General features: G+C 68.8%; 21 protein-coding genes and 2 pseudogenes. 7 read left to right on the forward strand and 16 right to left on the reverse strand.

Translation table 11 applies throughout. From position 1 onward, the window contains the following. The first annotated feature begins 282 nt into the window (after positions 1–282). Both KMS84_RS16785 and KMS84_RS16790 read left to right on the forward strand, forming a co-directional pair. Positions 283–1038 carry a sigma-70 family RNA polymerase sigma factor gene (locus KMS84_RS16785; protein WP_256917031.1) on the forward strand — a complete coding sequence of 252 codons (756 nt, stop codon included), beginning with the start codon at positions 283–285 and terminating at the stop codon, positions 1036–1038. Continuing rightward, positions 1038–1715, forward strand: a complete 678-nt coding sequence (locus KMS84_RS16790; RefSeq protein ID WP_256917032.1) for a hypothetical protein — start codon at positions 1038–1040, stop codon at positions 1713–1715. The genes KMS84_RS16785 and KMS84_RS16790 overlap by 1 nt, the downstream gene beginning before the upstream one ends. A 595-nt stretch (positions 1716–2310) precedes the next feature. Here KMS84_RS16790 and KMS84_RS16795 read toward each other — a convergent pair. The 7 genes and pseudogenes from KMS84_RS16795 to KMS84_RS16825 form a co-directional block, all read right to left on the reverse strand. Beyond that, positions 2311–3131 (reverse strand): annotated as a pseudogene (locus KMS84_RS16795) (integrase). Next, the gene (locus tag KMS84_RS16800; RefSeq protein ID WP_256917033.1) at positions 3128–3979 is read right to left on the reverse strand and encodes a sigma factor-like helix-turn-helix DNA-binding protein; all 852 of its coding nucleotides are present in this window, start codon (positions 3977–3979) and stop codon (positions 3128–3130) included. The pseudogene KMS84_RS16795 and the gene KMS84_RS16800 overlap by 4 nt, the downstream one beginning before the upstream one ends. Positions 3980–4154: 175 nt before the next feature. After that, positions 4155–4541, reverse strand: coding sequence for an ATP-binding protein (locus KMS84_RS16805; RefSeq protein ID WP_308287970.1), 387 nt, complete (start codon positions 4539–4541; stop codon positions 4155–4157). Between the two features lie 111 nt (positions 4542–4652). Next, positions 4653–5501 carry a helix-turn-helix domain-containing protein gene (locus tag KMS84_RS16810; protein WP_256917035.1) on the reverse strand — a complete coding sequence of 283 codons (849 nt, stop codon included), beginning with the start codon at positions 5499–5501 and terminating at the stop codon, positions 4653–4655. Positions 5502–5937: 436 nt separating this feature from the next. Beyond that, positions 5938–7644, reverse strand: coding sequence for an AIPR family protein (locus KMS84_RS16815; RefSeq protein WP_256917036.1), 1707 nt, complete (start codon positions 7642–7644; stop codon positions 5938–5940). Positions 7645–8194: 550 nt separating this feature from the next. Further along, entirely contained in the window at positions 8195–8995 is an 801-nt protein-coding gene (locus KMS84_RS16820; protein ID WP_256917037.1) for an ETEC_3214 domain-containing protein, read from the reverse strand. Between the two features lie 454 nt (positions 8996–9449). Further along, entirely contained in the window at positions 9450–10028 is a 579-nt protein-coding gene (locus KMS84_RS16825; RefSeq protein WP_256917038.1) for a hypothetical protein, read from the reverse strand. Positions 10029–10177: 149 nt separating this feature from the next. On the opposite strand from KMS84_RS16825, the gene KMS84_RS16830 reads away from it, so the two are divergent. Both KMS84_RS16830 and KMS84_RS16835 read left to right on the forward strand, forming a co-directional pair. Further along, positions 10178–10573: a protein NO VEIN domain-containing protein gene (locus KMS84_RS16830; RefSeq protein WP_256917039.1), complete on the forward strand. Its 396-nt coding sequence runs from the start codon at positions 10178–10180 to the stop codon at positions 10571–10573. A 332-nt stretch (positions 10574–10905) separates the two neighbouring features. After that, positions 10906–11292 (forward strand): hypothetical protein, encoded by a 387-nt coding sequence (locus KMS84_RS16835; protein WP_256917040.1) that lies wholly within the window; start codon positions 10906–10908, stop codon positions 11290–11292. Positions 11293–11954: 662 nt separating this feature from the next. On the opposite strand, the gene KMS84_RS16840 is transcribed toward KMS84_RS16835, so the two are convergent. Next, the gene (locus tag KMS84_RS16840; RefSeq protein WP_256917041.1) at positions 11955–13580 is read right to left on the reverse strand and encodes an RICIN domain-containing protein; all 1626 of its coding nucleotides are present in this window, start codon (positions 13578–13580) and stop codon (positions 11955–11957) included. Between the two features lie 545 nt (positions 13581–14125). Between KMS84_RS16840 and KMS84_RS16845 the strand changes: the two are divergent. Then, positions 14126–14422 (forward strand): annotated as a pseudogene (locus KMS84_RS16845) (phosphorothioated DNA-binding restriction endonuclease family protein); the annotation flags it as partial. Positions 14423–14522: 100 nt separating this feature from the next. On the opposite strand, the gene KMS84_RS16850 reads toward KMS84_RS16845, so the two are convergent. Together KMS84_RS16850 and KMS84_RS16855 are read right to left on the reverse strand one after the other, a co-directional pair. After that, a complete protein-coding gene (locus KMS84_RS16850; RefSeq protein ID WP_256917042.1) occupies positions 14523–15305 on the reverse strand; it encodes a TIM barrel protein in 783 nt (260 codons plus the stop codon). Positions 15306–15501: 196 nt separating this feature from the next. Next, entirely contained in the window at positions 15502–16779 is a 1278-nt protein-coding gene (locus tag KMS84_RS16855) for a hypothetical protein (protein WP_256917043.1), read from the reverse strand. A gap of 311 nt (positions 16780–17090) precedes the next feature. Here KMS84_RS16855 and KMS84_RS16860 point away from each other — a divergent pair, with 311 nt between their 5' ends. Continuing rightward, positions 17091–17312 (forward strand): hypothetical protein, encoded by a 222-nt coding sequence (locus KMS84_RS16860; RefSeq protein ID WP_190149351.1) that lies wholly within the window; start codon positions 17091–17093, stop codon positions 17310–17312. 846 nt (positions 17313–18158) lie between these two features. Here KMS84_RS16860 and KMS84_RS16865 read toward each other — a convergent pair. The 5 genes from KMS84_RS16865 to KMS84_RS16885 all read right to left on the reverse strand — a co-directional run bounded on the left by KMS84_RS16865 (position 18159) and on the right by KMS84_RS16885 (position 21726). Beyond that, a complete protein-coding gene (locus KMS84_RS16865) occupies positions 18159–18344 on the reverse strand; it encodes a ferredoxin (protein WP_256917046.1) in 186 nt (61 codons plus the stop codon). 25 nt (positions 18345–18369) lie between these two features. Then, positions 18370–18885 carry a hypothetical protein gene (locus KMS84_RS16870; protein WP_256917047.1) on the reverse strand — a complete coding sequence of 172 codons (516 nt, stop codon included), beginning with the start codon at positions 18883–18885 and terminating at the stop codon, positions 18370–18372. 309 nt (positions 18886–19194) lie between these two features. Further along, positions 19195–19590 (reverse strand): luciferase domain-containing protein, encoded by a 396-nt coding sequence (locus KMS84_RS16875; protein ID WP_256917048.1) that lies wholly within the window; start codon positions 19588–19590, stop codon positions 19195–19197. A gap of 112 nt (positions 19591–19702) precedes the next feature. Beyond that, a complete protein-coding gene (locus tag KMS84_RS16880; RefSeq protein WP_256917049.1) occupies positions 19703–20545 on the reverse strand; it encodes a TIGR03943 family putative permease subunit in 843 nt (280 codons plus the stop codon). Continuing rightward, positions 20542–21726 (reverse strand): permease, encoded by a 1185-nt coding sequence (locus KMS84_RS16885; RefSeq protein ID WP_256917050.1) that lies wholly within the window; start codon positions 21724–21726, stop codon positions 20542–20544. The genes KMS84_RS16880 and KMS84_RS16885 overlap by 4 nt, the downstream gene beginning before the upstream one ends. A 188-nt stretch (positions 21727–21914) precedes the next feature. Between KMS84_RS16885 and KMS84_RS16890 the strand changes: the two genes are divergently transcribed. Next, positions 21915–23798 (forward strand): NAD-binding protein, encoded by a 1884-nt coding sequence (locus tag KMS84_RS16890; RefSeq protein WP_256917068.1) that lies wholly within the window; start codon positions 21915–21917, stop codon positions 23796–23798. A gap of 322 nt (positions 23799–24120) precedes the next feature. Here KMS84_RS16890 and KMS84_RS16895 read toward each other — a convergent pair whose 3' ends face one another. Then, positions 24121–25938, reverse strand: a complete 1818-nt coding sequence (locus KMS84_RS16895; protein WP_256917052.1) for a S9 family peptidase — start codon at positions 25936–25938, stop codon at positions 24121–24123. Positions 25939–26031: the final 93 nt, after the last annotated feature.

Genomic DNA, 26031 nt, shown 5'->3' on the forward strand with positions numbered 1-26031 from the left:
CGTGCGGCCGAGACGTCTACGGGGATGACACGCATTTCGTGAACCTCACTTGATTCGGCGATGCGGACAAACCGCACCGCCCGCGCCCGGATAGCCCCCTAGACGACTAGGGAGTCACTCACCCCACCGTCTAGGGGGGGGCGCCGGCAACAGCAGGCTGGCGATCCGTCAACTGTTTAGGGGGCTACACATTAAGTTGCACCCCTGGGGCATGCGCCCCCACCCCACCACCCGCGGATCTGACCGAAAAACCCATCGCAGCAAGCCATTTGACGGCGTGTGATGTACGTCACTCCGGTAAGTGCCGCGATCCTGACGCCTGCCGCGACACCCCTGCGCACGGGCTACAAGCCGCACCGCAACGAGGGGGTTGTCACGCAACATGGATATTTCACGGAGCGGCACATGACGCCGCCCCCGCAAGAGGATCAACATCGGGCTGTCCTCGCGTTCAACGGCTTCTACAGGACGTGGTACTCCCGCGGCGTGGGCTACGCAATGCGGGCATACCGCATGCAGCAGGCCGATGCCGAAGAGGCGTCGAGCGACGCCATGGCCAGCGTGTATGCCATGTGGGGCGCTACCGACAATCCAGCCGCAATGTTCCGAACGATCCTGCGACGACGAATCATCGACCACCTGCGTGTCGACATCCAGCGCCGGAGTCGGGAAGCCCAGACGCTGGACGACGAGGCAGGAGAAGAGTCGCTCCCTCGGGATGTAAGGGATGCGGTCGCCTTTCTGCACAATCCGGAGACCATGTACACCGAGGCGGACCAGCACAAACGCATCCTCGGCATCATCAACAGCATGCCGATGGCGTTGCGCACGAGCCTCGTACTGGCCGCCGAGGGCTACACGACCAGTGAACGCGCCGAGATCAAGGGCGTATCCGAAGGTACGGAGCGCTCGCATCTCCATCGGGCTCGGATGCGGTTCCAGGAGTTACTCCTGACGGGCCTACCTCAACCGAAGAAGCGCGAAGAGTGCGAAACGAAGAAGGTCGAAGAATCTGCGAAGGAGGGGGAGGGAAAGTGATGTCGGACAGTGAGGTTCCGCGGCGGAGTGCCTCGGCGGAAGAGCCCGTCGAGCTGAAACTCCCCCAAGAGATGCAGGCATGCTGGGACGACCCGCCCAGCTCTCTGAGCGAGCAAGAGCTGATGCGGATGACGCCAGACCAGGATGGCGACCATCTGCTCGCAGCCATCTCGGACGTGCTCTGGGAGCCGATCGAGCTCGACGAGGCAGCTGGCGCAACTCTGGAACGCCTCAACTGCATCATGACCAAGGGCGAGACCCTGCGAGCACGTTGGGCGGAGACTGCCGCACTGGAGGAGACCTTCGCCGTACCGTCGCCGACCTTGCAAGAGCGTCAGCGGTCTGCGCGGCAGCACAGGAAGCAATTGCTCCAAGAGCGAGTTCGCAGGCAGAAGCGTCGCCGCATCCTCGTGGCTGCAACGAGTGCAAGCAGCGGACTACTAATGCTCGCACTCATGGCGTACGCGATTGCCGTCATGACGCTGGACGGCTCGATCAGCCCCTGGCCCGCCGTCATGGTGTCTGGATTGGCCGTCGCCAACACCACACTCATGCTGCGGCTCTCCCGTTCCATGGTGCGCACCAGCGTGAGGTCGTCGAAACCGCCACGTCGAATGCACCACAGGCACAGCACTGCTGAGCCTTCAGAGGAGGCAACGATGATCACGCCTGATTAAGCGATGCCGGACGGGTGCGCTGCGGGTTTCCTAGGCGCGCAATGCACCCGCCCTTTTGAGCACCGCCCCATACAACCGAGCACGGCCAAGCACTCAGAAACCATGGAGCTAGATATGCCTTCCCAGAATGGCACGACGAAGAACGCCTTGGGCGCGAACGCAACGGAAGTCACACCGTTGGAGGCAATCTCCAGTGGTACGGGGGAAGCCGCGGGAGACGCTCCTGAGCGTCGCGTCCGACTGGACGTCCCCATCCCCAGGTTTCCCACGATCCCTACACTCACTGCAGTCGGCAGCGGCGGCGGCCTGACCGCCGCCATCGCGACTGGACACGTTCAGCCTGTCGTGGTGTGGCCCGCAGTCGTCCTGGCCATCGCTGGCATGGCATATGACGTCGCGCTTCGAGCCCTGGCTCGGGAGCGCCGCGCGCGCTAGCGCAGCAGGCGCCGACTACACCTTCATGGCAGTTACCGGGGCTGTCTGCTCTTAGTGAGCAGACAGCCTCGTCGTCGCTATGTCGGAGCGCCTGAAGCTGCAGGATTCGGAGGTGGCGTTCAGGGCAACGGCCGCACGGCTGCCACTCGGCGCCCGTCTGTTACAAGTCCCAGTGCACAACGGTCGCGTCGTCCTGGGCCTTGTCCCATGGCCATCGCCGACCTGCTGGATCGCTAACCTCAGCTTCGCGGAGGCTGCGCATCAGCTCGCTGGGCCCGGAGGTAGTGAGCATTAGCAACATTTCGCGCTAATTGATGAGTTCGAAGCGATCAACTAATCGTGTCGCGCCGTCACTCAGCAATGTGGCAGACGCCAGCGACGCCAGTGGCACGGTCCCAGTAGGGGCGTGATCGGCCGCTTGCGGATCAGGTCCAGCGATCCAGAAGCCGCCGAACCGATTACGGAGCCCCGTCAGAGCGTCGCGGTAGTCGGCCAAGGCGGCGGCATGCTCGGGTGAGCCGGTAGGCAGTTCGTCGACCGGGCCGCGAAGTCGTTTCCCGACCTCGTCCAGGCGCTGGTCTGTGATCGCGGTTGTCTTCCCGTCCTGGTCGGCGAGGAGAAGCGTCGAATCGCCGAGCACTAGGTATTCCAGAGCTTCCGCGCCTGCCCGGACCGCGACCACCGTGCTGGTTGGACTCGCGGGATAGGACAGGTCGCAGCTGTCCTCGTGCAAGGACCGAACAACCCGGATCGAGTCGGCCAGGCAGTCAGCGAGCGGCCGGGCAGGGTGTGCGGTGATGCTGCTCAGCAGCAGCCCCCCCCCAGCGTTGAGGAGAACCAGGCGATGCCGTGCGTGCACCCGGTTTCTCCCCCAGCGACGCCGGCCCCGTCCAGCAGTACAGCCGCCCCGGAAGCGGCGGCGGCGAAGTCCTCGTTCGCCTGCCCAGGTTCGGCGGGCAGCGAGGCGAGAGCGACGTTCACGCCGTCGTCTCCTCGTCGTGCCGGTAGATCGGGGTGAGCAGTTCCACGGACTGAGGCTCGTCCCTCTCAGGGTCGTATTCGACGCTTACGAGCGTGGAGAAGTGATGCTCGCCCACCTGGCCCCAGAGCGTGTTCAGTTCCGAGGCGAGCAGCTGGACGACGCCGAGGGAGCCTGCGGTGTGGATACTGGCGATCGCGAGCACGGAGCCGTTGCCGTCCGGGCGGGGCAGCCTGCCGAGGTATCCGACATCGTGCGGGCGCTGCTGCTCGGCGTCGGCTCCCGCGCGGTAGGCCCTGCCGGTACGTCGGTCCAACAGCGCCCACGGCTCGTTCTCGGGATGTTCCCAGCTGAGTACGGGATCCTGCGCGTAGAGGTCACTCATGTTCTGGGACATGCCCGGTCCGCAGACGACGACCAGGCAGTCACGGTTGAGGTCGACCTCACCGCTCACCAGGACGTGGCCGGAGCTGACTTCGAGCCCGTACGACTTGGCCAGCTCTTCGAGCCGCTTGGCGGAGTTCACGTCCGCCATGGCGACGACCGGGCGCTTCTTCTCGTCGTCCCACCGCAGCGGAGTCACGACCGTGACGGCGCCCGCACCGAGGAACGCACCCTCGGGCGCCGGGCCCGTGTGACGGATCTGGTGAATCCGCCCGCGGCTCAGGCCGGCCTTCTCAGCGATCTGCGCGTACGACAACCCCTGCGAGTGGAGGTCCTGAACGACACGACGGCGGAGCCGGGCGAGTTCGGTCACCTCCTGCTGCGCGTCGGCCAACCGTGTCGTGACCTCACGCAGGAGCAGGTACGGATCATCGATCGCCATGATCCGCTGCAACTCGTCCGACATGACCACACCTCCTAGAAGTAACCAGGAGTCTAGGGCCCTAGACGGAATGGGCGGGAGTCGCCTGCCCGAATGAACCCCGATCACATAGAAGCCGGCCCGACGCCCAGGCACTCCCCGGGGGCTCACCCCCCACTGCCCGCGAGGCCGCCACCGATCACCGCGAGAAAGCCACCCATCACGAACCAGTCCGCACCAGCTCGGCCCAGACGCAGCGGGCACCCGCAGGCCGGTCCTTCACACCCCAGTTCTTGGCGCAGGCCGCAATCAGCATCAGCCCGCGGCCGTCCTCTTCCACGTGCCTGGTGACGCTGCGAACCATAGGTTCCTCGTCGCCGCCCTGGTCGACGACTTCGATACGAACCAGGTCATCCGCGAAGTGGACGAGCACGAGGAACCATCCTCGGTACCAGCCGCTCCGCGTGTGCTTGACAGCGTTGGCCGCCAGCTCGCCGACGACCAGGACGGCGTCGTCGAGCAGCTCTGCGGTCTTGTCCTCCAGCAACGCGGCGACGAAGTGACGGGCCGGGCAACCTGCCAGGTCAGGCCGGGGAACATCCGACACCAGCTTTTGGGCATGAGAAACACTCCTCCTCGTCTAGGGGGCTAGACGGCTCAGCGAGCAGAGTATTCCCACACGCGACCAGCAGGCCAGGCATCTTGAGGAATTATTCCTCTAATGGGTGGTGGAGTCCTCCAACTCCTGGAACTCCCGCATCACACGAACAAGGAGCTCGCGCGCCTCGCGGCCGAAGACGGCCGCCTCCTCGAAGCGCCGGAAGGTCTCCTCATACGCGGCAACCTCGTCGGAGTCCTCGACGACTCGCTCACCGCGGAAGGCTTCCACAACGACCGCCCGCCGGTCACACAAGGTGAACCCGTGCCGGGGCATGACCGGCACCGCACGACGCCACGGGATCACCCCTAGGCGCACGGTGCTCAGACTCTCGACAGCGAGCAACCGGTCAAACTGGGCGAGCATGAGCGAAGGATCCCCCGGCCAGGTTCGCAACGCCGCTTCGGTCAGCACGAACACCGACTCACGGCCCGGCTCGTACAAGAGGCTCTGGCGCTCGACACGAGCAGCGACAGCGCGACCGACGGCTTCCGGCGTCGAGTACGGCGCACTCGCGAAGACCTGCCTGGCGTACTCGGCGCTCTGAAGCATGGCCGGCAGAACCACGCACTGGAACGACCGGACCAGACGAGCAGACCGCACCGCGTCATCAAGGACGGCACCGGAGGGAACCTCCTCGCTGGTCTCGACTGCGTCAGGTGCAGCTTCCACCGCTACCAAGAGCTCCCGCACTTCGCGAGACGCCGACTCGTCGAGGTCGAGAGCGAGCAACAGGCGCCCCAACACGTCGAGACTGGGGACCATGCGTCCGTTCTCCACCTTGGACACGGTTGGTTGCCCCACGCCCGCACGCTGCGCCAGAACAGCACCAGTCAGGCCGGCCTCTGTACGAAGCCCTCGAAGACGCGCCCCAAGCGCCCTCATCAGCTCTCGTCGCTCACTCCCCATACCGAGGGTTCTACACCACACGGCAGCCAGAGCCGGACCCGCCAGCGATGGCCGTCACGACCGAGCGCCCAAGGCATGATTCAAAGTTTCTACTGGTTCAAGGCGGCTCGCTCCGCTCACCGCGCGCGGCCCGGCCCCCGGCCGGGCCTGCGCTCCAGTCTCCGCCCCGCTCCAGCCCGGCCGGCGCCCGTGCCGCGCGCAGCAATCAGCCATCTAACGCCAGAGAAGGGGTACGTCGTGGCTGGGGCGGTCGGCTCCACGGCTTTACGCAGCAACTTTGGCGCGAGCCTCGAAGATCATGGCCCCGAGGTCGTGCTTTACCGGGCATGTCCACAGACTGCCCGACGCGCCGCAAGCTTACGGGGCCATGATCACTCACGCCAAAGCAGCTCCAGCCCAAAGCCGCTCCACCGGCCTCTTCCCTTGCGCGCAAGCGCTATTTGAGTAGCTCAGAAAGGTACTGCTCAGTGAAGTCCCGCGTACGCCCAAAATCACGGTTGATCTCTTGACCGCCAGCAAGTTTTGCCAGCGCTTCGGCGCAAGTCTGGACGGCTTCGAGATAACGATCATCATCCCACAAGAAAGCATTGAAAGGCTTACAGTCCTTTTCTGCCTTCTTGTCGATGCTTTCAACTCTTTCTTGAGTGCTCGATCCAGAATAAATGGTTCGCACTCCGGCCAGAAGGTGATACCGGGCAGGCTTCAACTCTCGTGCGATCGCTCCGCTCCTGAAGAAGTGATCGAGCTTACAGAACGCGTAAGCGGCGGAATAATAGTAGGCCTCGTTGTGGGAATCCGAGAAGACGTCGTTGCCCACACGGTTGCGAAGGTCACCGTAATAACGTGCGGCCGTGTGAGGAATCCTGAGGTAAAGCGAAGCGAAAGCCTGCATTAGATTACGGAGGGAAATTACCCTCCACGTGCCGCGAACCTGAGCAGAACCTGACCATTGCCGCGAACGTCGTTCATAGTAGATCCGCTTACCGGGCTCTGCCTCAAACGAATTGAAGTAGGATTCGATCCTCTTTTGCAGCTCCGATAGGGCGAAGAGGTTTTCCTTGGTTACCTGGCCCTGCTTGTTGGTTGCTTTTGTGATGCTCTTAGCTACGTCATCATCCAAAGTAACAATCAAGCGAAATGGGACGTATACGCCCTCCAAATTTTCTCGCTCGGAATGAAGGATGTGACTGGTCTGACACCCATTTACGACCTGGAAGTCAATCAGGGTCAGGCGATTGCCCGTGGACTTGAGGTCGTGCGCAACTACTGTGACCCCGTTGTTGAGGACGCAGAACCGGCTACGGTCACCTGATGCCAGCGTCTGTCTGATATCCGCGTTTACATCGGTCTCACCTTGAAAGTCTCGGACGTTATCAAAGAAGAGTGTCTTGCGGATTTCCCCTTCGTCGTCGGTTACGAGTTTAATGAACTCGCTTCCCGGAAGAACCCCAAGGTACGCCTCACGCACCCCTTCCACCTCAGGCAGCGTGGTTCGATTCTCGAACTGAACTGTCACTTCAAGGGCGGAGTCGATAGCGCGCCAATTCCTCTGAACTTCACTGGCACCCCACACGTGAAAATCGACGCGCGAGAACAAGTTGGACCCAAGGAGCCGCTTTTCGGTGTCCTTCATCTTTTTTACGATGGGACCACGGTTGTTCCATGCACCAAGGGTCACATAATAGAGGCGGCATACAGGGTTCTCGCGAAAACGACTCGATTCATCAAAAACCCTGTGGAGCATCTTCTGCTGGAGTTCCAGGTTGGGGTGCGGAGGCTCATCCTCCGTAAGCAGAGTAATCGAGGCGTCCGAGAAGATGCTCAGATCACCCAAGTCAAAACTCGCCGACGTCTTCACTTGCGTCAACGTGATCGAGGCTTCGATTGCCCCGCCACCCGAAAGCGCGTCTTCCAATTCCGCCATATCGGCAACGAGTTCACCGTTGATGGAGAGTGCAAAGCCATCGATTCCGAGCGTTCCGTCGTCACCGCAGGAGAAATCTTCAACGCTGAACTGCTGATCGTGGTGGCGTGAGAGGACGATGAAGTTAACGAAGCGCTCGAAGGCGACGTATTCTTTCAGATGCCCGACTCCCGCATCCTTTGCCCAGCTCTCCATCAACCCGCGAGTTACCCTGTCCATTGCCCCTCCGTGTCACTACACTCGCCCCTCGCCGAGCCTGGCGATGAATGTCTACCGTACCTACGTTTCCGCAGTTACGTGTCCGGAAGCGAAGTTTCCGGCCTGAGGTAACAGCCGACGACGGACGGGTGTGCCAGCTCCGTGACAAATCAGGTCGGTACTCGCGGGGAACACCGGGGCCGGCGGCTGATCAGGAGGCACTGGGCCCGCCCCACCGCTGCTCGACGATGCGACCGCCCGTAGGGTTTCCCCGAGCCTCCCAAGCTGACGGCTCAGGCACCATCATCGCGTGCTGGCCGTCGTGGCTTGCTCTGGCCGACAGCACTGGCAACGTGGTGGACGCCGGTGGGGGCGCAGCGAGACACACGCGCGCCTGGTCGGTCGGCGCGCCCGCCATCGTGGCTGGCTGTCGTCGGCCGAGGTTCGTGCCACAACCGTGCCAGATACAGGGGTCAGCCACGGTCAACGCCGGTGCTCCGCGGTCGAGTAGCCGCCCGCTGCCTCGGCCAGCGAAGCCGCAGATCAGGTGCGAGATCACCCAGCCTCTCTCCTAAAGCGGTGGTCGTGGGCCTTCGGATCGTCGCTGTAGCCGCCTAGGAAGTCGACGCCGGACCGTCTCCCAGGCCGCGGGGCGCCCCTCCGCCCTTCGCAACTCCCGTCGAACCTTGATCTTGGCGAGAATCCCCGGGGGCTTCTCGAGCATGCGTACCAGGTCGTAGTCAGGGCCACAGCGCGGATCCTCGGGGCAGATGTTCAGCCGTTCCATACCCTGAACCATCAGGCTGTTCACAACCGCACGGGCGCGGTATGCGTCGAGCGCCTGCCGTTGATCCGCTGAGAGGCTTTCGATCAGATCGCCCCGGAGGAACGCCGAGTTCTCAGGGCCGAACCGCTCCATGGCTCCTGCTTCGCCAGCCCGATGACCGGCACCGGAGACGCCGCACATCCATGTCATGTAATGCCCTGGGTTTCCCAAGTAGTACGTCTCGTAATACTCGTGCCGTCGAGCACCCTTCCACGAAGCGATCTCTTCGGGATGCGGCAGGTCAAGGGCATCGCCGACTTGGGCGAGATGTGTACGCCCCAGGCGCACGTTAAGGGCAGGACCATTGGAGTACCAGGAGGAACCTATTCGGATCTTGGGCTTGAAGCGCTTACTGGTGGTGGTGAGAGAGTAGGCGACGACGTCTGACTCGCCGCTCCAGGTCGTCAAGTAGCCCTCGGCCGCCAAAGGCCATACACGTTCTGTCAGGCCTAGGCGGCTGCGCTTTCCGGGAGTGATGCTCAACACCGGCACCCTGAGTTCAAATGCCGGCTCCCCGAAGAGGGCTTCGACGTAGGCCGGCCGCACGACGGAGCTGCTTGAAGTTCTTGGACCAGGTGCGTCGCCTGCCCGGGCCCTTCTTCCACCACTTGGTCACCGTTCCCATGAGGGTCAGTGCCGCCACCACCCCACCCATGATCTTGCCCATCTCGGCAAGAGTGCTCAGCCAATCCACGGAAGGCATCTTGCATCCGAGCGGCGCTCCGCGTGCCACGTTCCACCAATTCTGTGCTGGTTACGTGCTCACCGCCATGTATGCCGGGCCGTTTCTGGGTCGCCTCGGCGCCGTCAGAGGGTGCTCAACGACGACCAACGCCGACAAACGACGACGGCTAAGTCGCAGGTCGCAGGTCGCAGCGTTGATCGATTACATGGCCCCAGGTCAGGGGCTCGGCCCTTCACTTCTTCGGCTACTGATCGCCCGCGGCGGCACTTGACTCGCATAGTGAGACTCCGCCGCACGCGATGCCAAGATCTGGGTTCACGAGGCGAGGAGGGCCGCAACCTGGGCTATGAGCCCGACAGCAATGAGGAACCAACCGAGCACCTGTTCATGTAGGCCTTCGAGGGCATCACGCTTCGTCTGTTCATCGAGCGCCGAGATCTGCGTTCCGAGGTGCGAAGCAACTTGTTGATCTCCCGTGTCTCGGACCTGTTCCTCCTGTCTCAGGTCATGTCGCACGTCCTGCGCCAACTGGAAGACGCGGTTCAGCCGACGCTCAACCTCTGCCGTGAAGGCTGCTGGCTCCTGCGTTACGTCTGGCAAAGGCCCGAACTGAACGAGGCCACGGACACTCATGGCGGCCTCCGCGGACAGAGCCGTGCCGAGGGTGGCTGTGATGGTTGGAGCGGCTCGTCGAAGTGCGCGGCGAAGGGCACGGGTGAGACCAGCACGCCAGCGCTCAACCATCGCAGCTTCAGTTGCGAGCACGCGCTTGAAGAACGAATCGCCAGGGGCAGCGACACTCTTGAACGTTCGGCGAAAGCCGTCGGCAGCATTGAGCAGCCCTAGAGCCGAAAACCCAACGCTGATCATGTTGAACGTCGTTTCAGCGGACACGAGATCATCATGATGTCGGGTAGCAGATCAAGTCACGCGGGCAGGGCGCCCGGTCACACCGGAGGCCAGCCCCGAAGTACGCCCCAAATGCCCTGAGCTTCCCAAACTGAGGGTCTTCACGGCACCATGGTCCGCTGACCATAGGGGGCATGGTGGGGAACAAGGAGACAGAGCAGGCCGAGATCACACACGTGATGGCCTTGGAACGAGCCGCCGGCCGCGATCCGAAGGACGTCCGCACCTCGGGTCTCCCGTATGACGTCGAAAGTCTGCCTCGCCTGATCGAGGTGAAGGCCTTCAGCCGCACGGCGCGCAGCGAAGCGCTGCCGCTGGAACACCAGCAGGTGGAGGCCGCCAGGGCGAACCCCAAGCACTACTACCTCTACGTGGTCGACAACCTTGCAGGCGCAGAAGGAGCCGAGGTCGATGTGCGCATCCTGCATGGAGAGGCACTTTCGGCGCTGATCGAGCGAACCCAGCCCCAGATCACGTACTGGCCCACGTTCAGGGCAGCCGGGTACGACCAGGCGGAGCGGCTGCATTGAGTGCTGCGGTACAGCAGCGAAGTACAGCAACCACCGTGACCGCAGGCGCCCACCAACGACCGTCAACGGCTGGCAGACCAGCCCACCGGACTCCGATGACCTCCCAGACGAGAGTTCGGGACGAAGAGGTCGTGCCAGAACCGTGCCAGGTCGTGCGGGGAACCACGGGGAAGGGCGGGGACCAGGTCGCCGGCCAGTCGGGTGCCGCAACCGCTGCGCCACAGGTCAGCCAGCCAATCGCCCCTGGAAGCTCCAAGCTTCCCAAGGTGAGGTCACACCAAGACACCGCAGTTGGTCCGCCAAGGCCGGCCACCCTCACGGACGATGACCGCATGCATTACTTCAACGGGACAGGTTGGCTCGCGATCTTCACCGGCACGGAGACGATGATTGGTCGGACTGTGGATGTGGACGCTTGGGACATGGCAACAGGCGTAGCCCTTGTGGTCGATCCGCAGCGCGGTACTCGGCGCCTGGTCACGGACTACCCAGACTTCTCGCACCTGGAGCGAGCCGACCAAGTGGTGGCCGCCATCCCCGGAGGAGGCTGGCGCGCGTACTGGAAGGACGAGGGACCCGACAGCGGGCCGTTGACCGAGCAGGTGCTTGCATGGCTCGTCACCTCCAAGGGACGGGCCACCCCGATCACCGTCGACGAGCACGGACACGTGGACGACGCTGAGAGCGCCGACCGCCTCATTCCGCCTGGGGAGGCGTGAAGGCGCCTGCACAGCGTGAGTGTCTAACTGCGTGACAACGCCGACGAACACCGGCGGACGACCGCGGACGTGTGCGAACCATCAGCGCAGGTGATAGCCACCCCAGCCCAGGGCAGCACCCCCACCCAAGTTGCTTCGGGACGAAGAGGCCGTGGGTTCAAATCCCGCCACCCCGACACAGGTCAGAGGCCCATTCACGTGATCGTGAATGGGCCTCTGTCGTGCGTGCGGCAGCGGAGTACAGCAACCGCTATGACTCCGGTAGGTGGACGTCGAGCGAGGCGCAGGTGTGGCGGGTGTCGTGCGCGCGGATGCGACGGACGCCGGCGCGCTCACAGCGGCGGTCGAACTCCCGGGTGCAGTTCACTGCGGAGGATCGTCCGGGCGTCGTCGACCGAGTTGCGAGAGAGTCTGTCGGCGGCACTCCCCCCCTGGCGCAGCACCGGCGTCGCTTCTCGGGGCGCTTGGCGTCCTTGTCCTGGGCGCGGCGCCGGCAGGTGTCCGAGAGCTTGTTGCGGTCAGCCGGTCCAGCCGCTTCGAGTCGGGGAGCGGCACGATGGAGAGTCGTGCGGTCGTCTCGTACGCGGCGGTGGTCAGCGGCCGGAGGTGGGGCCCCAGCAGCTCCCCCATCTTTTCGATGGGGGAGCGTTCGTCGCCTCTGCCTACTTGAGCGTTGTGCCGCCCGCGTCGTGGAGAGCGGTCGTCTTCCTGATCAGGTTTCCGCCGTCGGTCTCGGGCGTCGTCTGCTCCGTCCATCCCGCACCGAACAGCAGGCCGGCGATGTGGGCGTTCGCCACCTTGTCCATGTGGCCGAAGAGCCAGTCCACCTTGTCGTCCTTGAAGTGGCCGGGAGTGTTGTTCCCCGCCATGTTGCCCACGGGGATCTGCCACAGGACCACCGGCTTGCCCACGGACTCGGCCATCGTCTTCCAGAACTTCAGCGAGGCGGCGGCCTTCTGGTCGGTCCAGAAGTGGTCACTGCCGCCGTGGGCCGGCTGTGCGTACCAGCCCGCGTCGCGGTCCGACACATCGGTGACCAGGAAGTCGGCGTTCTTCGCCCCGAGGTCCGCGTAGTCCTTGACGCACTTCTGGAGGTTGCTCTGCCAGTCGAAGCAGGAGAGGTGCAGGCCCACGGCGGTGTTCGGCGCGTACTTGTGTGCCATCGAGATCAGGCACCGGGCGAGTCCGGCGGCGCTGTTCTCCTGCGATCCGCAGTCCGTCGGGTTGGCGCCCGAGACCTGCGAGGGAACCTGGTGCAGATTGCCGAGCGATCGGGCGAAGCCCCAGAAGTCGGGCTCCAGGTCGATCATGTCGTGCGAGTTTCCGATCTTCTGGAGGAAGAACCGGTAGTCGTTCAGGTACCGGGTGAGCAGGTCGAGCCTGTTGATGGCCTTGACCTCGCCCGGTCCGTCGCCCTCGCCTGCCGCGTCCCCGAGGTCGCGCAACGAGTACCAGGTCCACAGGTACTTCTGCGGTCGCGACTTGCCCTGGTAGGTGGCCTTGGCCGCCTGGGCGTCCTGCCAGGTCACCTGATTGCCGGGCGCGGTGGTGTTGCCGCCCCAGCAGCCCCACCAGCCCGACCACTCATCCTTGCAACGCGCTGCCGTATAGGCGGCCGACGAAGGCGCGGGCCGGCTGTGGATGTAGGCGTAGCGCACGTCGAACGGCGCGGCGGCCGCCGATGCGTCTGACATCGAGCCGCCGACGAGGATCTTGTTGCCGCCCATGAAGCGGGTCAACGAGCTGCTGCCGCCGGCTGCGGGGGACGACGGCGTTGCGGGGCTCGTGCCGACGCTTCCGGCCGGGACGAGTTGCCACTGCTGTTCGGCGCCGCCCCGGTCGCGGTTCTGGACGACGTTGCCGCCGTTGGCCTTGGCGGCGTTGCGAACGCCGACGGCCATGCCGCTGAAGCGATTGACCAACCGCACGTAGCCCTTCGACGACTTGGCCAGTTTGAACTGCTGGTTGGCGGCGTTCTGATCCTTCCACTGGACGATGGCGGATCCAGCGGTCTTCGACCAGCCGAGGTCGTCCAGCACCTTGCCGGAGGTCCGGTTCTTCAGCCGGTAGTAGCCGTCACCCGCGTCGACGAACCGCCACTGCTGGTCGGCCCCGCCGTTGCGCGCCCACTGCACCACCGCCGCGCCGTCGTTCTTGGCGGAGCCGCGGTCGTCCAGCACCTTGCCGCTGTTGCGGTTGACCAGCACGTACCACTTCTTCAGATCCAGGGTCTTCTGGTCCGCCGAAGCCTGGCTGACCACGACAGCCGAGCCGGCCACGACCACCATGGTGAGACCCGCCCACAGACCCCGACGCGCGAGCAACCGACGCCCGCGGTGCTTCGGGCGGCCACCGCCGACACCGTCGTCGGCACGGTGGGCGCCGCCGCGGGACGCCCCCGGTGACGTGGGTGGACCGGGGACATGTCGGTGCTCTCGTTCCAGGGACATGTCTGTGCTCTCTTTCAACTGGTGCATCTGACCGGACCGCATGACCGGACAGCACTGAGTGGTCCGAGAGACCGAAAAGGTTGCCGCGAAGATCCACAATTCTTTCGCCACGCCGGCAGGGGGTGCGACCGCCGGTCACCCGGCACAGCCGGGAGAAGCAGCCACAGGGCGGCCGACGCGGGTCGTGGGTTCGCATGCCGCCACCCCGGCACAGATCAGAGGCCGCATGCGGATTTCCGTGTGGCCTAGGGCGAGGCGCCGTCCGCCTCACGCTCCTCGAAGGGGAACTGCCGCACTTCCCCTTCACAGGGACAGCGCGTGCATGCCGCCAGGAGTGCGGCCCGTGCGGCGTCGTTCATGCCGGGAACACAGCCGTCGTCGCGGCCACGGGCGAGTTGCGGTACAGCGCGGTCGAGGGTGGCTTCAGGCGGCTGCTGAGCGGGCACGGGCCGGCGCGTGCGACCACGCCCGCGTATCCCTTTCACCACCTGGTCAGTGACGAGGTGTGGGAGGTGCGCACCGACCGGGGGCCCGGCAGCCCCGGGTCCGGGGTCACCGCGTTGCGGACCAGTGGCGCGGCCGGGCGGCTCGCCCCCGAACTGCGGGCGGCCTTGCGGCGGGAGCCCTCGTTGCTCGGCCGGATGACCCGGGTGCTGCTCGACCTGCGCTTCCCGCCCTCGCCGGCCCGGGTGTCCTGGCACGCCGAGCAGGTCTTCCGCGGCTCGCCCCGTCCCGGCGGCGGCGTGTGATCTCCCGCCGCCGGAAGTGCGACGTCGGCGCTCAGACGGTGAAGGCCGCGCGGAAGCGGTCCAGGGCGGATTCGGTGTCGTCGGAGGCCCACGCCTCCATCGCGACCGTGCCCCCGTAGCCGAGTTCCTTCAGCGTGCGGGCCACGGCGGGGTAGTTGATCTCGCCGGTGCCGGGTTCGCGGCGGCCGGGGACGTCGGCCACCTGGATCTCGCCGATCAGGTCCAGCGCGTGCGCCGTGCGGACCAGTTCGATCAGGTTCCCCTCGCCGATCTGGGCGTGGTAGAGGTCCAGGTTCATCCGCAGTCCCGGCCGGTCCACCGCCCGGACCAGGGCCAGGGTGTCGGCGGCCCTCGCGAACGGCACTCCGGGATGGTCGACGGCCGTGTTGAGGTTCTCCAGCGTGAACACGACGCCGGCGCTCTCGCCCAGCTCCGCGATCCGGGTGAGCGTGCGCTGGGCGGCGAGCCACATCGCGCCGGTGGCCTCACCCGACACCGGCGACACGGGCAGGCCCCGGGCGTCCAGTCCGGTGCCGTGCAGGTTCAGCCGGGGACAGTCCAGGCGCTCCGCCGCCCGCACCGACTCCTCGGCCGTGCGCAGGAGTTCGGCCGCACCTTCCTCGTCGGTCAGGCTGCCCCTGACGTACCCGGTCATGGAGGAGAACCGGGCCGGGGTGCGCGACAGGGCGTCCAGGTCGTGCCGGGTCCAGTCCCAGATCTCCACCTGGAAACCGGCGTCGTGGACGCGCCGCACCCGTTCGTCCATCGGCAGGTCCAGAAAGACCATCTCGGCGCAGACCGCCAGTTCGTACATCTCGGCACCTTTCCTTGTCCCGCAACCCGACGACGTCGTCGTCGGGCCCGTTCCTCTCCTCATGCGCATCTCCCCATCGCTGCTCGCCGACCGCTGCGAGGCGCTGATCCTGCACGGCCCCCAGGCAGCCTCCCGCCGTCGCCCGGCGGAACCCGCCGGACAGCTGCCGGTCGTCTCCGGGTGCCGGGGACCGGTGTCAGCGGGCTTCCTCCGGGTCGGCCGACGTCTGGGGAGGAACGTATCTGCCGTCCTCGAACGGGGTGAACCACGACCCGAAGGCCGTCGAGGCGGCTTCCGGCGCGACTCCCGCGGTGGCTCTCTTGGGGGCCGCGCGGGCGCCGTCCGCCGACTCGTCGTGGAGCCACTCGTGGGTCAGGTCGTGGGTCAGGCCGCCGTACGTCTCGTAGGCCTCGTAGACGTGGTCCGTGAACGCGTCGAGCGCGGCGGACACCTCGTCGTCGAGGAGGCCGTGCAGCTCCAGGGTCGTGGTCGCCTGGTTCAGCAGGAACCTCAGGGCGATCTCCTCGGCGACGCAGTGCAGGCGCCGGAAGCTCCCGTCGGTGAAGCGGGTGGTCAGGGCGATCACCGTGACGAGGAAGCGGCGGGCGAAGGGGGCGTCGTACTGGAGGGCGTAGCGGTCGGGAAGGCGTTCCAGGTGCCACAGGGGGCCCTCGCACTCCGCGACCGTGGCGTCCTCCTGGGTGAGGACCTGGATGTCCTCGAACAGCTCCTCCACCAGGACGTCGGTCGCGTAGACCAGGGCGCCGGCGGCGAGGCGGGCGCTCTCCGCGCGTTCCGCGTGCCGGTCGGCCCCCGTGACGCCCCTCGCCCCCGCCGCGTCCTTCGTCTCCGTCGCGCCCCTCGCCTCCGTCTCGGGAGCGGCGGGTCCGCCGTGTTCCGTGGACGGCGCGGGTTCCGTGGCGGGGCGGGCGCCGAACGTCGTCAGGGGGAAGGAGCGGAGTTCGTCGGCCATGGCGAGGATGCGGGCGCGCACGGCCGTCGCGCTCTCGCCGTCGTCCCGGCCGCCGTCGTGGGCCTCCCCCGCGTCCTCGGGGGCCGGGGCCGCCGTGTGGCGGGCCTTGCGGGCGGCGGGGTCGTCGGGCGGGGCGTCCGGCCCCTCGGCCGCGTCGAGGCTGGCCCGGGCCCGGTCCTGGTGCAGCTCGACCTCGCACCGTTCGATCGTCCAGTCGGCCAGCAGCTCGGTGCGTTCGAGCAGCTCGTCCACGAGGACCTGCACGGAGTCCTCCGCGCACTCCAGTGCCGGAGCGTCCACGACGACCTTCAGCAGGGCTCCGCCGGGATGGACGGACACGATGGTGTCCAGGAGGTCGACCTTCACGCCGTCGGGCCCCTCGACGGCCCGGACGGAGTCGAAGCCGTCCTCGATGAGCGCCACGGCGCCGGCACGCTGAAGCGGATCCATCTCCGGAGTGCCCTCCGGGATGCAGGTGTCCACGGTCACTACGTACGTCACGTGTCCGAGCCTGTCAGGAGAGGGCCTTCCCGCGCGAGGGAGTGGCCCGGTCCGGGAAGTGAAATCCGGTCCACGGGGGCCGTCCGGCCGGTCCGCGCGCCGCAAGTGTGCCGGATGCAGAAAATCAGTCGAAGTAAACAAGGCGTCAAGCAGTCGGGCCGTCCGGCCCTCCCCCGGCATCGAAACCGCAGGTCAGTGACGCGTAGCCGGAGATCCTCGGCGGAGCGGGAGCGGGCGTCGGCCGGGTCGCGGGCGAAGAGCGCACGCGGACGGCTGCCTCGAACCGACCACCTCAGGCCATACTGGAGGCAATGACAAAGCCAGCTGCACAGAAGCGCTACTTGCCTACCAGCCCCTTCAAGGCTCCGGTCGCCCCACCGCCCAAGCAGTTCGCCGTGGGCGACCAGGTCACGCACGACATGTACGGCCTCGGCCGCGTGATCGGCATCGAAGACGGCATCGCGGCGCTCGTGGATTTCGGGTCGGCGCAGGAGCGGATCTTGAGTCCGTACGCCAAAATGAGCAAGCTGTAGTACCGCTGTGCCCGGTCACGGCACACCAGGCTCCCCAGGGAGCCTGTATCGAAGGGGAGACCTCTCATAGACCTGACCTCGCTGTTCTCCGCCCCGGAGGGGGCCCGCTCGCACTCCACCGCGGCATCGCCGCCTCCGGTGACGAACCCGTTCCAAGCACCGGACTTCGGGGATGACGAGGCGTACGCGGCCTCCTTCGCAGCCGAGGACGCGGAGGTGTCCGGCTCGAACGCGCACACGGCCCGTCGGAGGGCCGGCTAGTCCGCACGGCCACGCCCGGCACGCACGGGGCGAGCCGGTCCGCCCGGAGAACGGCTGCGCCCACGGCCGTTCCGCGTGATGCGGGGACGGCGGCGTGCGGCCGGCCTGCCTTGCGGGCCGTCAACCGGACGTCCGTCCACCTGCGGGTCCAGTCACGCACTTCTTCGTCGGTCCGCGTCGGTCCGCCGGTCCGCGTCGGTCCGCCGGTCCGTGTCGGTCCGCATACCTGCGGCACGCCCGTCTGACGCACGCGCTGCCCCTCTGAAGCACGCGCTTGCCCGTCTGACGCCCGCGCGTCCGCCTGCCGCCCGCCCGCCTGCCGCTCGTGTGCCGCCCGCCCGCCTGCCGCAGGCCTGACGCGTACCTGCTCTCGAGCGGCTGAACCCCCGCGGGAGTGATCCCGATCACAACCGCAGGACAGGTGAGAAGTCGACTCCCGCCGGACCAGCGCCCTTGTTAGCCTTGGCCATAGCCCGGTCGCTGGTGCATCCCCCGTCGCCAGCGACCGGGTCTTTCGCTGCTCGGCGGCCGTCTGCGCCCTCGGGTGCGCACGCCCTCGAAGGAGCGGTCCGCAGGCGGTGGTCGTCAGCCGAGGCGGATGGCCTGCGACGGGCAGCGTTCGGCCATGTCCCGCACCTGCGGGTCCTCGCCCGTCTCCTCGCGCCCCGGCAGGACGGCCCCGAGTCCGTCCACCGCGGTGAAGACGGAGGGCACGCGGTGCGCGCACTCCCCGGAGCCGTAACACACCTCGGGGTCCACGGAGACTCTCATACGGTCTGACTGCCCGTCGGACGCGTCACTCAACCGGTCTGCCCGCCAGAGCCATCCAGTGCGCGAGCCGCCGCAGCGTGGTCTCGTCGACGCGGTCGACCAGGGTCCGCACGGCCGCCTCGTCGTCCGCGCCGAGATCGTGGAGGCCCGCCTTGTTCAGGCCCGCCACGAGGACCTGGTGACGGCGGTCCTCCAGCCGTTCCGCGTGCCTGGCGTGGCCGGGCGGCGCGGACTCGCCGGCCGTCGGCGGCGCCGCGGGCTCGGGCGCGAGGGGGGCGACGGCGTTCGCCGCGGTGAGGTCGAAGCGCTGCCACCCACCGCCGCCGGGACCCCAGAGGGCGACCGTCACCTCGCCCCCCTTGGTCCGCCGGGTCTGCGTCATCTCGCCGATCGCGTAGACCACGGGCGTGCGGTCGGGGGATTCGGCGGCGCAGTGCCAGGACGCCGAGAGCGGGTCGTAGAACATCGCCGCCCAGCGGGGAGTTCCCGGCGGCTGCGGGCTGTGCGGAGGCCGGGTCGAACGGTCCGGGTCGGCCGCCATGGCGCTCACCCCTTCTGCGTCGGCACGTGTTCCGGTGCGGCAGACCATAACTGACGGGTCGTCAGGTCTCCAGGTCTGCGGGTCTCCAGGTCTGCGGGTCTCCGCGCCTACGGGTCTCCGGGCCTCCAGGGACCCGGCTGACGGACATCTCTCACGGACACGTCTGACGAACCCGGCCGGCAGGCACGACTGTCGGGGTCGGCTGTCGGGGTCGGCTGTCGGGCACGACTGTCGGGGTCGGCTGTCGGGGTCGAGCGGCAGGGCCGTGCCCGACGCACGTGCGTCACCAGGCCGCCGTCGCGGCGGAGTTCAGACCCCGCCGACGCTCTGGCGGGTGAGGGTCGCCTCCCGGTGGTCGTTGCAGCGCGGGAGGGGGGCGTCGTCGGCGCCGGGATGCCTCTGGTGCGCCTGGAGGGCTGCGCTGACGAGGGTCATGAGCAGGTCGATGTCCGTCTCGCACTCCAGATGGACGGTGACCCACGACGAACCCGGCAGCAGCCGGATGGCCGTCGAATGCCTGAGGTCCTTCTCGAACCGGCGGATCGCCTTGGCGGTGAGATGCAGGTCGACGCTGCGGTCGGAATGGAAGTGCACGATCTCGACAAGGCCCGAGCGCAACGCCCGGCCGGTGCCGCAACTGGGCCGGCCCTCCGCGAGGTCCGGCCAGATCGCCAGTCGTGTCATGGCACGCGAGGCCGCCGTCATGGCCCCATCATGAGGCGCTCACCGCCCGGCCACCAGAGGTTGAGGAAGGCTTAACCGAGCTGATCGCGACCCGCGGCCGCCCCACGGCACCGGTCCGTTCCGCCCGGAACCCTCAGTTGTTCCAGGACTCGTCGTAGGGGTCCTCGGGCGTCGGGGCCGGTGTGGCCCGAGTGACCTCGAGGAAGGGGATCGGGCCTCCGTTGACCGGGTCGCGGGCGGTGCGCGGCGTGTAGACGCCGGTGACGGTCAGCCAGGCGTCGGGCTGGAGCACCGGGGGGATGCGGCCGGTCAGGCCGATCTTGACCGGCTGGGCGTCGGCGGCACAGCAGTTGAGCGCCATGCGGACCAGATAGGGGGTGCCGTCGTGGTCCAGGGCCACGAACCCGGTCAGCCGGACCTCGCGGCCCGCGAGGGTGCGGCCGTGGTCGTAGAAGGCCCGGCCCGCGTAGTCGACGACGCCGAGCGGGAGGGGGTCCGTGGCGGGGAGGGACGGATAGGCGAGGGGTTCCTGCAAGGCCGTCCCGGTACGGGTCGCGCTGTACGAGCCGAGGGCGGGCGGGGCCACGAGGATCAGCGCCAGGAGGGGCAGGACCAGCAGCCAGGCGACCCGGGGCTCGGGGTGGGCGTGGGCGGCCGGTGCGGTGGCTCCGTCGTCGGGCCGGGGAGCGAGCGGTGCGCCGGCTTCGTCGTCGGTCCGGGGGGCGGCGGACGGGGCCCGCGCGTCCCGTTCCCGGCCGTCGGCGGACCGGCGGGCCGGTCGGGGGCGGTGGCGTTTCGTCCTGCGGCGCTCGTACCAACTCGTGGCCAGCGCCGTCACGATGAGGACCGCGCCGGCCGCGAGCAGCAGCGGGCGCAGGCCCGCCTTCACGTAGCGCAGGTACAGGTCGGTGGCGCCGGCGTGCAGCAGGGCCGCGCCGAGGAGGAAGAGGACGGCCGACTGGGACTGTCGGTTCACAGCAGCACCCACCCCGTGAGCAGCGCCGACGCGATGGCCAGCGCGAAGGTCGCCGGGGCGAAGCGCAGCGCGAAGCCCCGGCCGAACGTGCCCGCCTGCATCGCGAACAGCTTGAGGTCGATCATCGGGCCGACGACCAGGAAGGCGAGCCGGGCGGTGAGGGAGAACTGGGTGAGGGACGCTGCCACGAACGCGTCCGCCTCCGAGCAGATGGAGAGGATCACCGCGAGGAGGGCCAGCGTCAGCACGGCCACCGCAGGGTTGTCCGCCGCCGTGCGCAGCCAGCTCGCCGGGGCGACGGCCTTCAGCGTCGCCGCCGCCAGCGCGCCCACGACCAGGAAGCCGCCGGCGTGCATCACGTCGTGCCGGACGGAGTCCCAGAACGCGGCCCCCCTGGTCTCGCCCTCGTGCGGCGCGTGGGCCGGCAGCCGCAGCCAGTCGGTGCGGCCCAGCCGCTGCCACAGCCAGCCCATCGCGCACGCCGCGAGCAGACTGGCGGCGAACCGGGCGAGCACCATCTCGGGGTTGCGGGGGAAGGCCACGGCCGTCGCCGTCAGCACGATCGGGTTGATCGCCGGCGCGGAGAGCAGGAAGGCGAGGGCCGCGGCCGGGGTGACGCCCCGGCGGACCAGCGCGCCGGCCACGGGGACCGACGCGCACTCGCAGCCGGGCAGCACCGCTCCGGCGAGTCCGGCGACCGGCACGGCGAGCGTCGGGCGCGAGGGCAGTGCGCGGGCGAAGAAGCTGGGCGGCACGTAGACGGCGATGGCCGCCGACAGCAGCACCCCGAGCACCAGGAACGGCAGCGCCTGGACCACCACGGCCACGAACACCGTCATCCAGCTCTGCATCACCGGCGCGGACAGGGCCCGTCGGACCGGGCTCTGCAACAGCACCATCAGGAGCAGGACCATGGTGAGCACGAGCGGGGAGCTGAGCCGCGCGGGCCGGGCGGACGGCCCGGCCGCCGCCCCCCGCTCACCGTGCGGCTCCCGCCGGTCCGGCTCACCCCGCCGGTCCGGCTCACCCTGCGGGGCCTGCCGGTTCCGCTCGTCCGGACCGGCGTGGCCGGTCGTGCGGGCCCGGTCCTCCGGTCCGTCGGGGAGGGACGTGCGGGCACGGTCGTCCTGCGGGGCCGGGGGCGTGCCCTCCTCGTGCGGGGCCGCTTTGGCGATGGCCACGGTTCGGGCACCTCCGGCTTCCGGGTTCTCCCTGTTGCCTGTCTCTCGCATTCCCTCCCCTTTCCTACGGCGGTTCCGCCCCGGGTGTTCACGTCCGTCGTGGAACCTCCCGTCCCGGTGAGGCAGTCTTCTCCTTCGTGGGGAGCGTTCCGAATCAGGGTCTGCCGCCGGGCGCCGCCGGCGCGCACATGGTGGTGTGCGGCGACGACGGTCTGGCGCACCGGCTCGCCGCCGAGCTGCGGGGCGTGTACGAGGAACAGGTCACGCTCGTCGTGCCTCCGGCGGAGCGCATGGTCCGCCCTCCGGTCGTCGGGCGGGCCCGGGCGGTGTCGGCGGCGCTGCTCGACCGGGTGGTGAGCGCGGCCGTCAACCGGGCGGCGGGCAACGGCGCGCAGGCTCAGGCCGCGGGCGAACCCGTGGGCGGCCAGCGCACGTTGGAGGCCCTGGAGGCCACCGAGGCCGTGCTGGCCGAGGCGGGCGTGGAGCGGGCCGCCGCGCTGGCCCTCGTGTACGACGACGACGAGACGAACATCCGCGCGGCCCTCACCGCCCGACGGCTCAATCCCCGGCTGCGACTGGTGCTGCGGCTCTACAACCGGCGGTTGGGCCAGCACATCGAGGAACTGCTGGACCAGGCTGCCGCGTTGGCCACCGGCGACGGCTCCGACCTCTCCTCCGCGCGCGGGGACGCCTCGACGACCGTCCTGTCCGACGCCGACACCGCCGCGCCCGCCCTCGCCGCGACCGCCGTCGTCGGCACCAGCAAGGTCGTCCAGACGGACGGGCTGCTGCTGCGCGCCGTCGAGCGGCCGCCGTCCGGCGCCGGGGAGGCGGGCGAGCCGGGGCGTCCCACCCTCGCGCTGCTGTCGGCCGACGGCGGCGACCCGGCGTTCGCGGACGGCTCCGAGGCCAGCGGAGAGCAGGGCCCGCTGCTGCTGCCGGACGCGGCGGCGGTCCGGGAGGCGGCCGTGTCCGGCAGGCGCGGGTCGGTCGTCCTGGAACAGGTCGCGTACTCGGCCGGGCCTGCGCTGCCCGCCGGGCGGGGCGTCGGGGTCATGGCGCCGTTCGCCTCGTTGTTCTCGCGGCGGCTGCGGTGGTCGCTGGCCGGGCTGGTCGGGTGCGTGTTCGCGCTGGCGGTGGCGTTGTGGCTGGCGACCGGGATCCACCCGCTGGGCGCGCTGTACCTGACGCTGCTGGACCTGTTCGCCATCAACGATCCGGCGGTCGGGGCCACCACCGAGCGTCAGGTGCTCCAACTCCTGTCCGGGCTGGTCGGGTTGCTGCTGCTGCCGGTGCTGCTGGCAGCGGTGCTGGAGGCGCTGGGGACGTTCCGCGGGGCGGGTGCGCTGCGCCGGCCGCCCCGGGGGCTCGGCGGGCACGTCGTGCTGCTCGGGCTGGGGAAGATCGGCACACGGGTGCTGATCCGGCTGCGGGAGCTGAACATTCCGGTGGTGTGCGTCGAGGCGGGGCCCGACGCGCGCGGACTGGCGGTGGCACGGCGGCTGCGGGCGCCGGTGGTGCTGGGGGACGTCACGCAGGAGGGGGTGCTGGAGGCCGCGAAGATCCACCGTGCGCACGCGCTGCTCGCGGTGACCAGCTCCGACACGACGAACCTGGAGGCCGCGCTGTACGCGCGCTCGCTGCGGCCCGATCTGCGGGTGGTGCTGCGGCTGTACGACGACGACTTCGCGACCGCCGTGTACCGCACCCTGCGGGCCGCGCATCCGCAGGCGCTGACCCGCAGCCGGAGTGTGTCGCATCTGTCGGCCCCGTCGTTCGCCGGGGCGATGATGGGCCGGCAGATCCTGGGGGCGATCCCGGTGGAGCGGCGGGTGCTGCTGTTCGCCGCGCTGGAGGTCGCGGGGTACCCGCAGTTGGAGGGCAGGACGGTCGGGGAGGCGTTCCGGGCCGGGTACTGGCGGGTGCTCGCGCTGGACACGGGGCGGGAGCGGCAGGGTGGGCCGGGGCTGGTGTGGGATCTGGCCGACGCGTATGTGCTGCGGGGGTCGGATCGGGTCGTGCTGGCGGCCACCCGACGGGGGTTGGCCGAGTTGTTGCGGCGCAGGCGGTGAGGGGCGGGGCCGGGGGTGTCCCCCGGCCCCGTGAGGGCCGATGGCCCGCGGACGGTGGCTCGTCGCCGTCCGCGGCGCGTGGCCGTCCACGGCCCGTGGAGACGGTGGCCAGTGGCCGCCGCAAGGCACCTGGTCCCCCGGCCCGTGGCCCCGGACCGCCGGGGCCGGTGGGCGAGCCGCGGCCCAGGATCCGCCCGAGCGGGCGGGGGCCGCGGAGGGTTCCGCCCCCGGGCGGGCGGCGGGGCGTCGTGGGCGGGAGTCTTCGCCCCCGCCGCCCCTTCCCGTCCCGTCCTCGGGGGCTCCGCCCAGGGCCGGCTCGGGGTCAGGACGGGAGGTGGCGTTGGGCGAACTCCAGTTCCAGGCGGACCTGTTTGATGCGTTCGTCCACCACCAGGGAGCCGTGGCCCGCGTCGTAGCGGTACACCTCGTGGACCGCTCCTCGCGCCTCCAGGCGCTTGACGTAGTTGTCGATCTGGCGGATCGGGCAGCGGGGGTCGTTCACGCCGGCCGAGATGTGGACGGGGGCCCGCACCTTGTCGACGTACGTCAGCGGGGACGAGGCCTCGAAGCGCTCGGGGACCTCTTCCGGGGTGCCGCCGAGCAGCGTGCGGTCCATCGCCTTCAGGGCCTCCATCTCGTCGTGGTAGGCCGTGACGTAGTCGGCGACGGGCACGGCGGCGATGCCCACGGCCCAGGCGTCGGGCTGGACGCCGAGGCCGAGGAGCGTGAGGTAGCCGCCCCAGGAGCCGCCGGTGAGGATCAGCCGGGCGGGGTCGGCGAGACCGGAGCTCACCGCCCACTCCCGTACGGCCTCGATGTCCTCCAGCTCGATCAGGCCGACCCGGTGCTTCAGCGCGTCCGTCCAGGCGCGGCCGTAGCCCGTGGAGCCGCGGTAGTTGACGCGGACCACCGCGTAGCCGTGGTCCACCCAGGCCGCCGGGGCGGCCGCGAAGGCGTCGCTGTCGTGCCAGGTGGGGCCGCCGTGGATGTCGAAGACCGTGGGCAGCGGGCCGGTGGCGTCCGCGGGCTTCTGGACGAGGGCGTGGATGCGGCCGCCGGGGCCCTGCACCCAGACGTCCTGCACCGGGACCGAGCCGGGGGACTTCGGGCCGGGGGGATCGAGGACCACCTCGCCGGTGGTCGAGCGGACCGCGGGCGGCAGGGCCGCGGAGGACCACAGGTACTCCACGCTGCCGTCGGGGCGGGCCGTCGCGCCGGAGACGGTGCCCGGCGGGGTGGGGATCCGTTCCAGTCGGGCGCCGGCCAGGTCGTAGCGGAACATCTCGCTGCGGGCCTCGAAGCTGTGCACGATGAGCAGGCCGGAGCCGTCCGGGTACCACTCGGCGCTGACGTCGCCGGGCAGGCCCAGGTCCAGGTCCGTCTCGGAGCCCGTCGTCACGTCCCAGACCAGGGGCTCCCAGCGGCCGCGGCGCTGGTGGCCGATGAGCAGGCGGGGGTCGCCGTCGACCGGGGCGAAGCCCAGGACCTCCAGGCCGAGCTCCACGGTGCCGCCGCGGGTGTCGTCGAGCTCGGCGACCTTGGTGCCGTCCGGGCGCAGGACGCGCAGCGCGGAGTGCATGGCGTCGCCGTGCTCGGTGTGCTCGACGGCGATGAGGCCGCCGTCGTGGGAGAGGTCGCCGACGCCCGCGGACTCCCGGTGGCGGTAGAGCTCGAAGGGGGGCTCGCCGGTGCGGGCGACGTGGATGGTGGTGCCCTCCTCGTCGGTGGAGCGGCCGACGACCGCCGTGCGGCCGTCACGGCCGAGGGCGAGGCCCGCCGGGTAGGAGGCGTCCAGGCCGGGTGTGGCCAGTTCGTCCTCGCCGCCGGCGAAGGACTGGCGGCGCCAGACGCCGAACTCGTCGCCGTCCTTGTCGTCGAACCACCAGATCCAGGCGCCGTCCGGGGAGAGCACGCCGTCCGTCGTGCCGTTGGCCCGGTTGGTGACCTGTCGTCGGTCTCCGGTGGCACGGTCCCAGGCGTACAGCTCGTACGTCCCGGTGGCGTTCGACACGAAGAGGGAGTGGTCGGGGGCGTCCTGCGCCCAGTCGGGCAGCGACACCCGGGGCGCGCGGAAGCGCTTCTCCCAGTCAGGCATGTCCTCGTACCGTTCGGGTGCGGCGGACCCGTTGCTCTCAGTCATGGCCCCATACTGCCCGCCCGCGCCCACAAAGAGACGCCAAGGTCCCCAGCCTGTGGACGACTTCCCACCGTCTTCGCACCCGCTTCCCACCGA

Origin of the sequence: Streptomyces hilarionis (assembly GCF_024539675.1) — a bacterium.
GTDB lineage: Bacteria > Actinomycetota > Actinomycetes > Streptomycetales > Streptomycetaceae > Streptomyces > Streptomyces hilarionis.

What these genes read in the sequence shown, in the direction of transcription:
- KMS84_RS16895 (WP_256917052.1), bottom strand. Translation starts at nt 25,938, where the DNA reads ATGACTGAGAGCAACGGGTCCGCCGCACCCGAACGGTACGAGGACATG.
- KMS84_RS16810 (WP_256917035.1), bottom strand. Translation starts at nt 5,501, where the DNA reads ATGGGGAGTGAGCGACGAGAGCTGATGAGGGCGCTTGGGGCGCGTCTT.
- KMS84_RS16840 (WP_256917041.1), bottom strand. Translation starts at nt 13,580, where the DNA reads ATGGTGGTCGTGGCCGGCTCGGCTGTCGTGGTCAGCCAGGCTTCGGCG.
- KMS84_RS16815 (WP_256917036.1), bottom strand. Translation starts at nt 7,644, where the DNA reads ATGGACAGGGTAACTCGCGGGTTGATGGAGAGCTGGGCAAAGGATGCG.
- KMS84_RS16785 (WP_256917031.1), top strand. Translation starts at nt 283, where the DNA reads ATGTACGTCACTCCGGTAAGTGCCGCGATCCTGACGCCTGCCGCGACA.
- KMS84_RS16875 (WP_256917048.1), bottom strand. Translation starts at nt 19,590, where the DNA reads ATGACGGCGGCCTCGCGTGCCATGACACGACTGGCGATCTGGCCGGAC.
- KMS84_RS16800 (WP_256917033.1), bottom strand. Translation starts at nt 3,979, where the DNA reads ATGTCGGACGAGTTGCAGCGGATCATGGCGATCGATGATCCGTACCTG.
- KMS84_RS16865 (WP_256917046.1), bottom strand. Translation starts at nt 18,344, where the DNA reads ATGAGAGTCTCCGTGGACCCCGAGGTGTGTTACGGCTCCGGGGAGTGC.
- KMS84_RS16790 (WP_256917032.1), top strand. Translation starts at nt 1,038, where the DNA reads ATGTCGGACAGTGAGGTTCCGCGGCGGAGTGCCTCGGCGGAAGAGCCC.
- KMS84_RS16860 (WP_190149351.1), top strand. Translation starts at nt 17,091, where the DNA reads ATGACAAAGCCAGCTGCACAGAAGCGCTACTTGCCTACCAGCCCCTTC.
- KMS84_RS16870 (WP_256917047.1), bottom strand. Translation starts at nt 18,885, where the DNA reads ATGGCGGCCGACCCGGACCGTTCGACCCGGCCTCCGCACAGCCCGCAG.
- KMS84_RS16850 (WP_256917042.1), bottom strand. Translation starts at nt 15,305, where the DNA reads ATGTACGAACTGGCGGTCTGCGCCGAGATGGTCTTTCTGGACCTGCCG.
- KMS84_RS16830 (WP_256917039.1), top strand. Translation starts at nt 10,178, where the DNA reads ATGGTGGGGAACAAGGAGACAGAGCAGGCCGAGATCACACACGTGATG.
- KMS84_RS16835 (WP_256917040.1), top strand. Translation starts at nt 10,906, where the DNA reads ATGCATTACTTCAACGGGACAGGTTGGCTCGCGATCTTCACCGGCACG.
- KMS84_RS16890 (WP_256917068.1), top strand. Translation starts at nt 21,915, where the DNA reads ATGGTGGTGTGCGGCGACGACGGTCTGGCGCACCGGCTCGCCGCCGAG.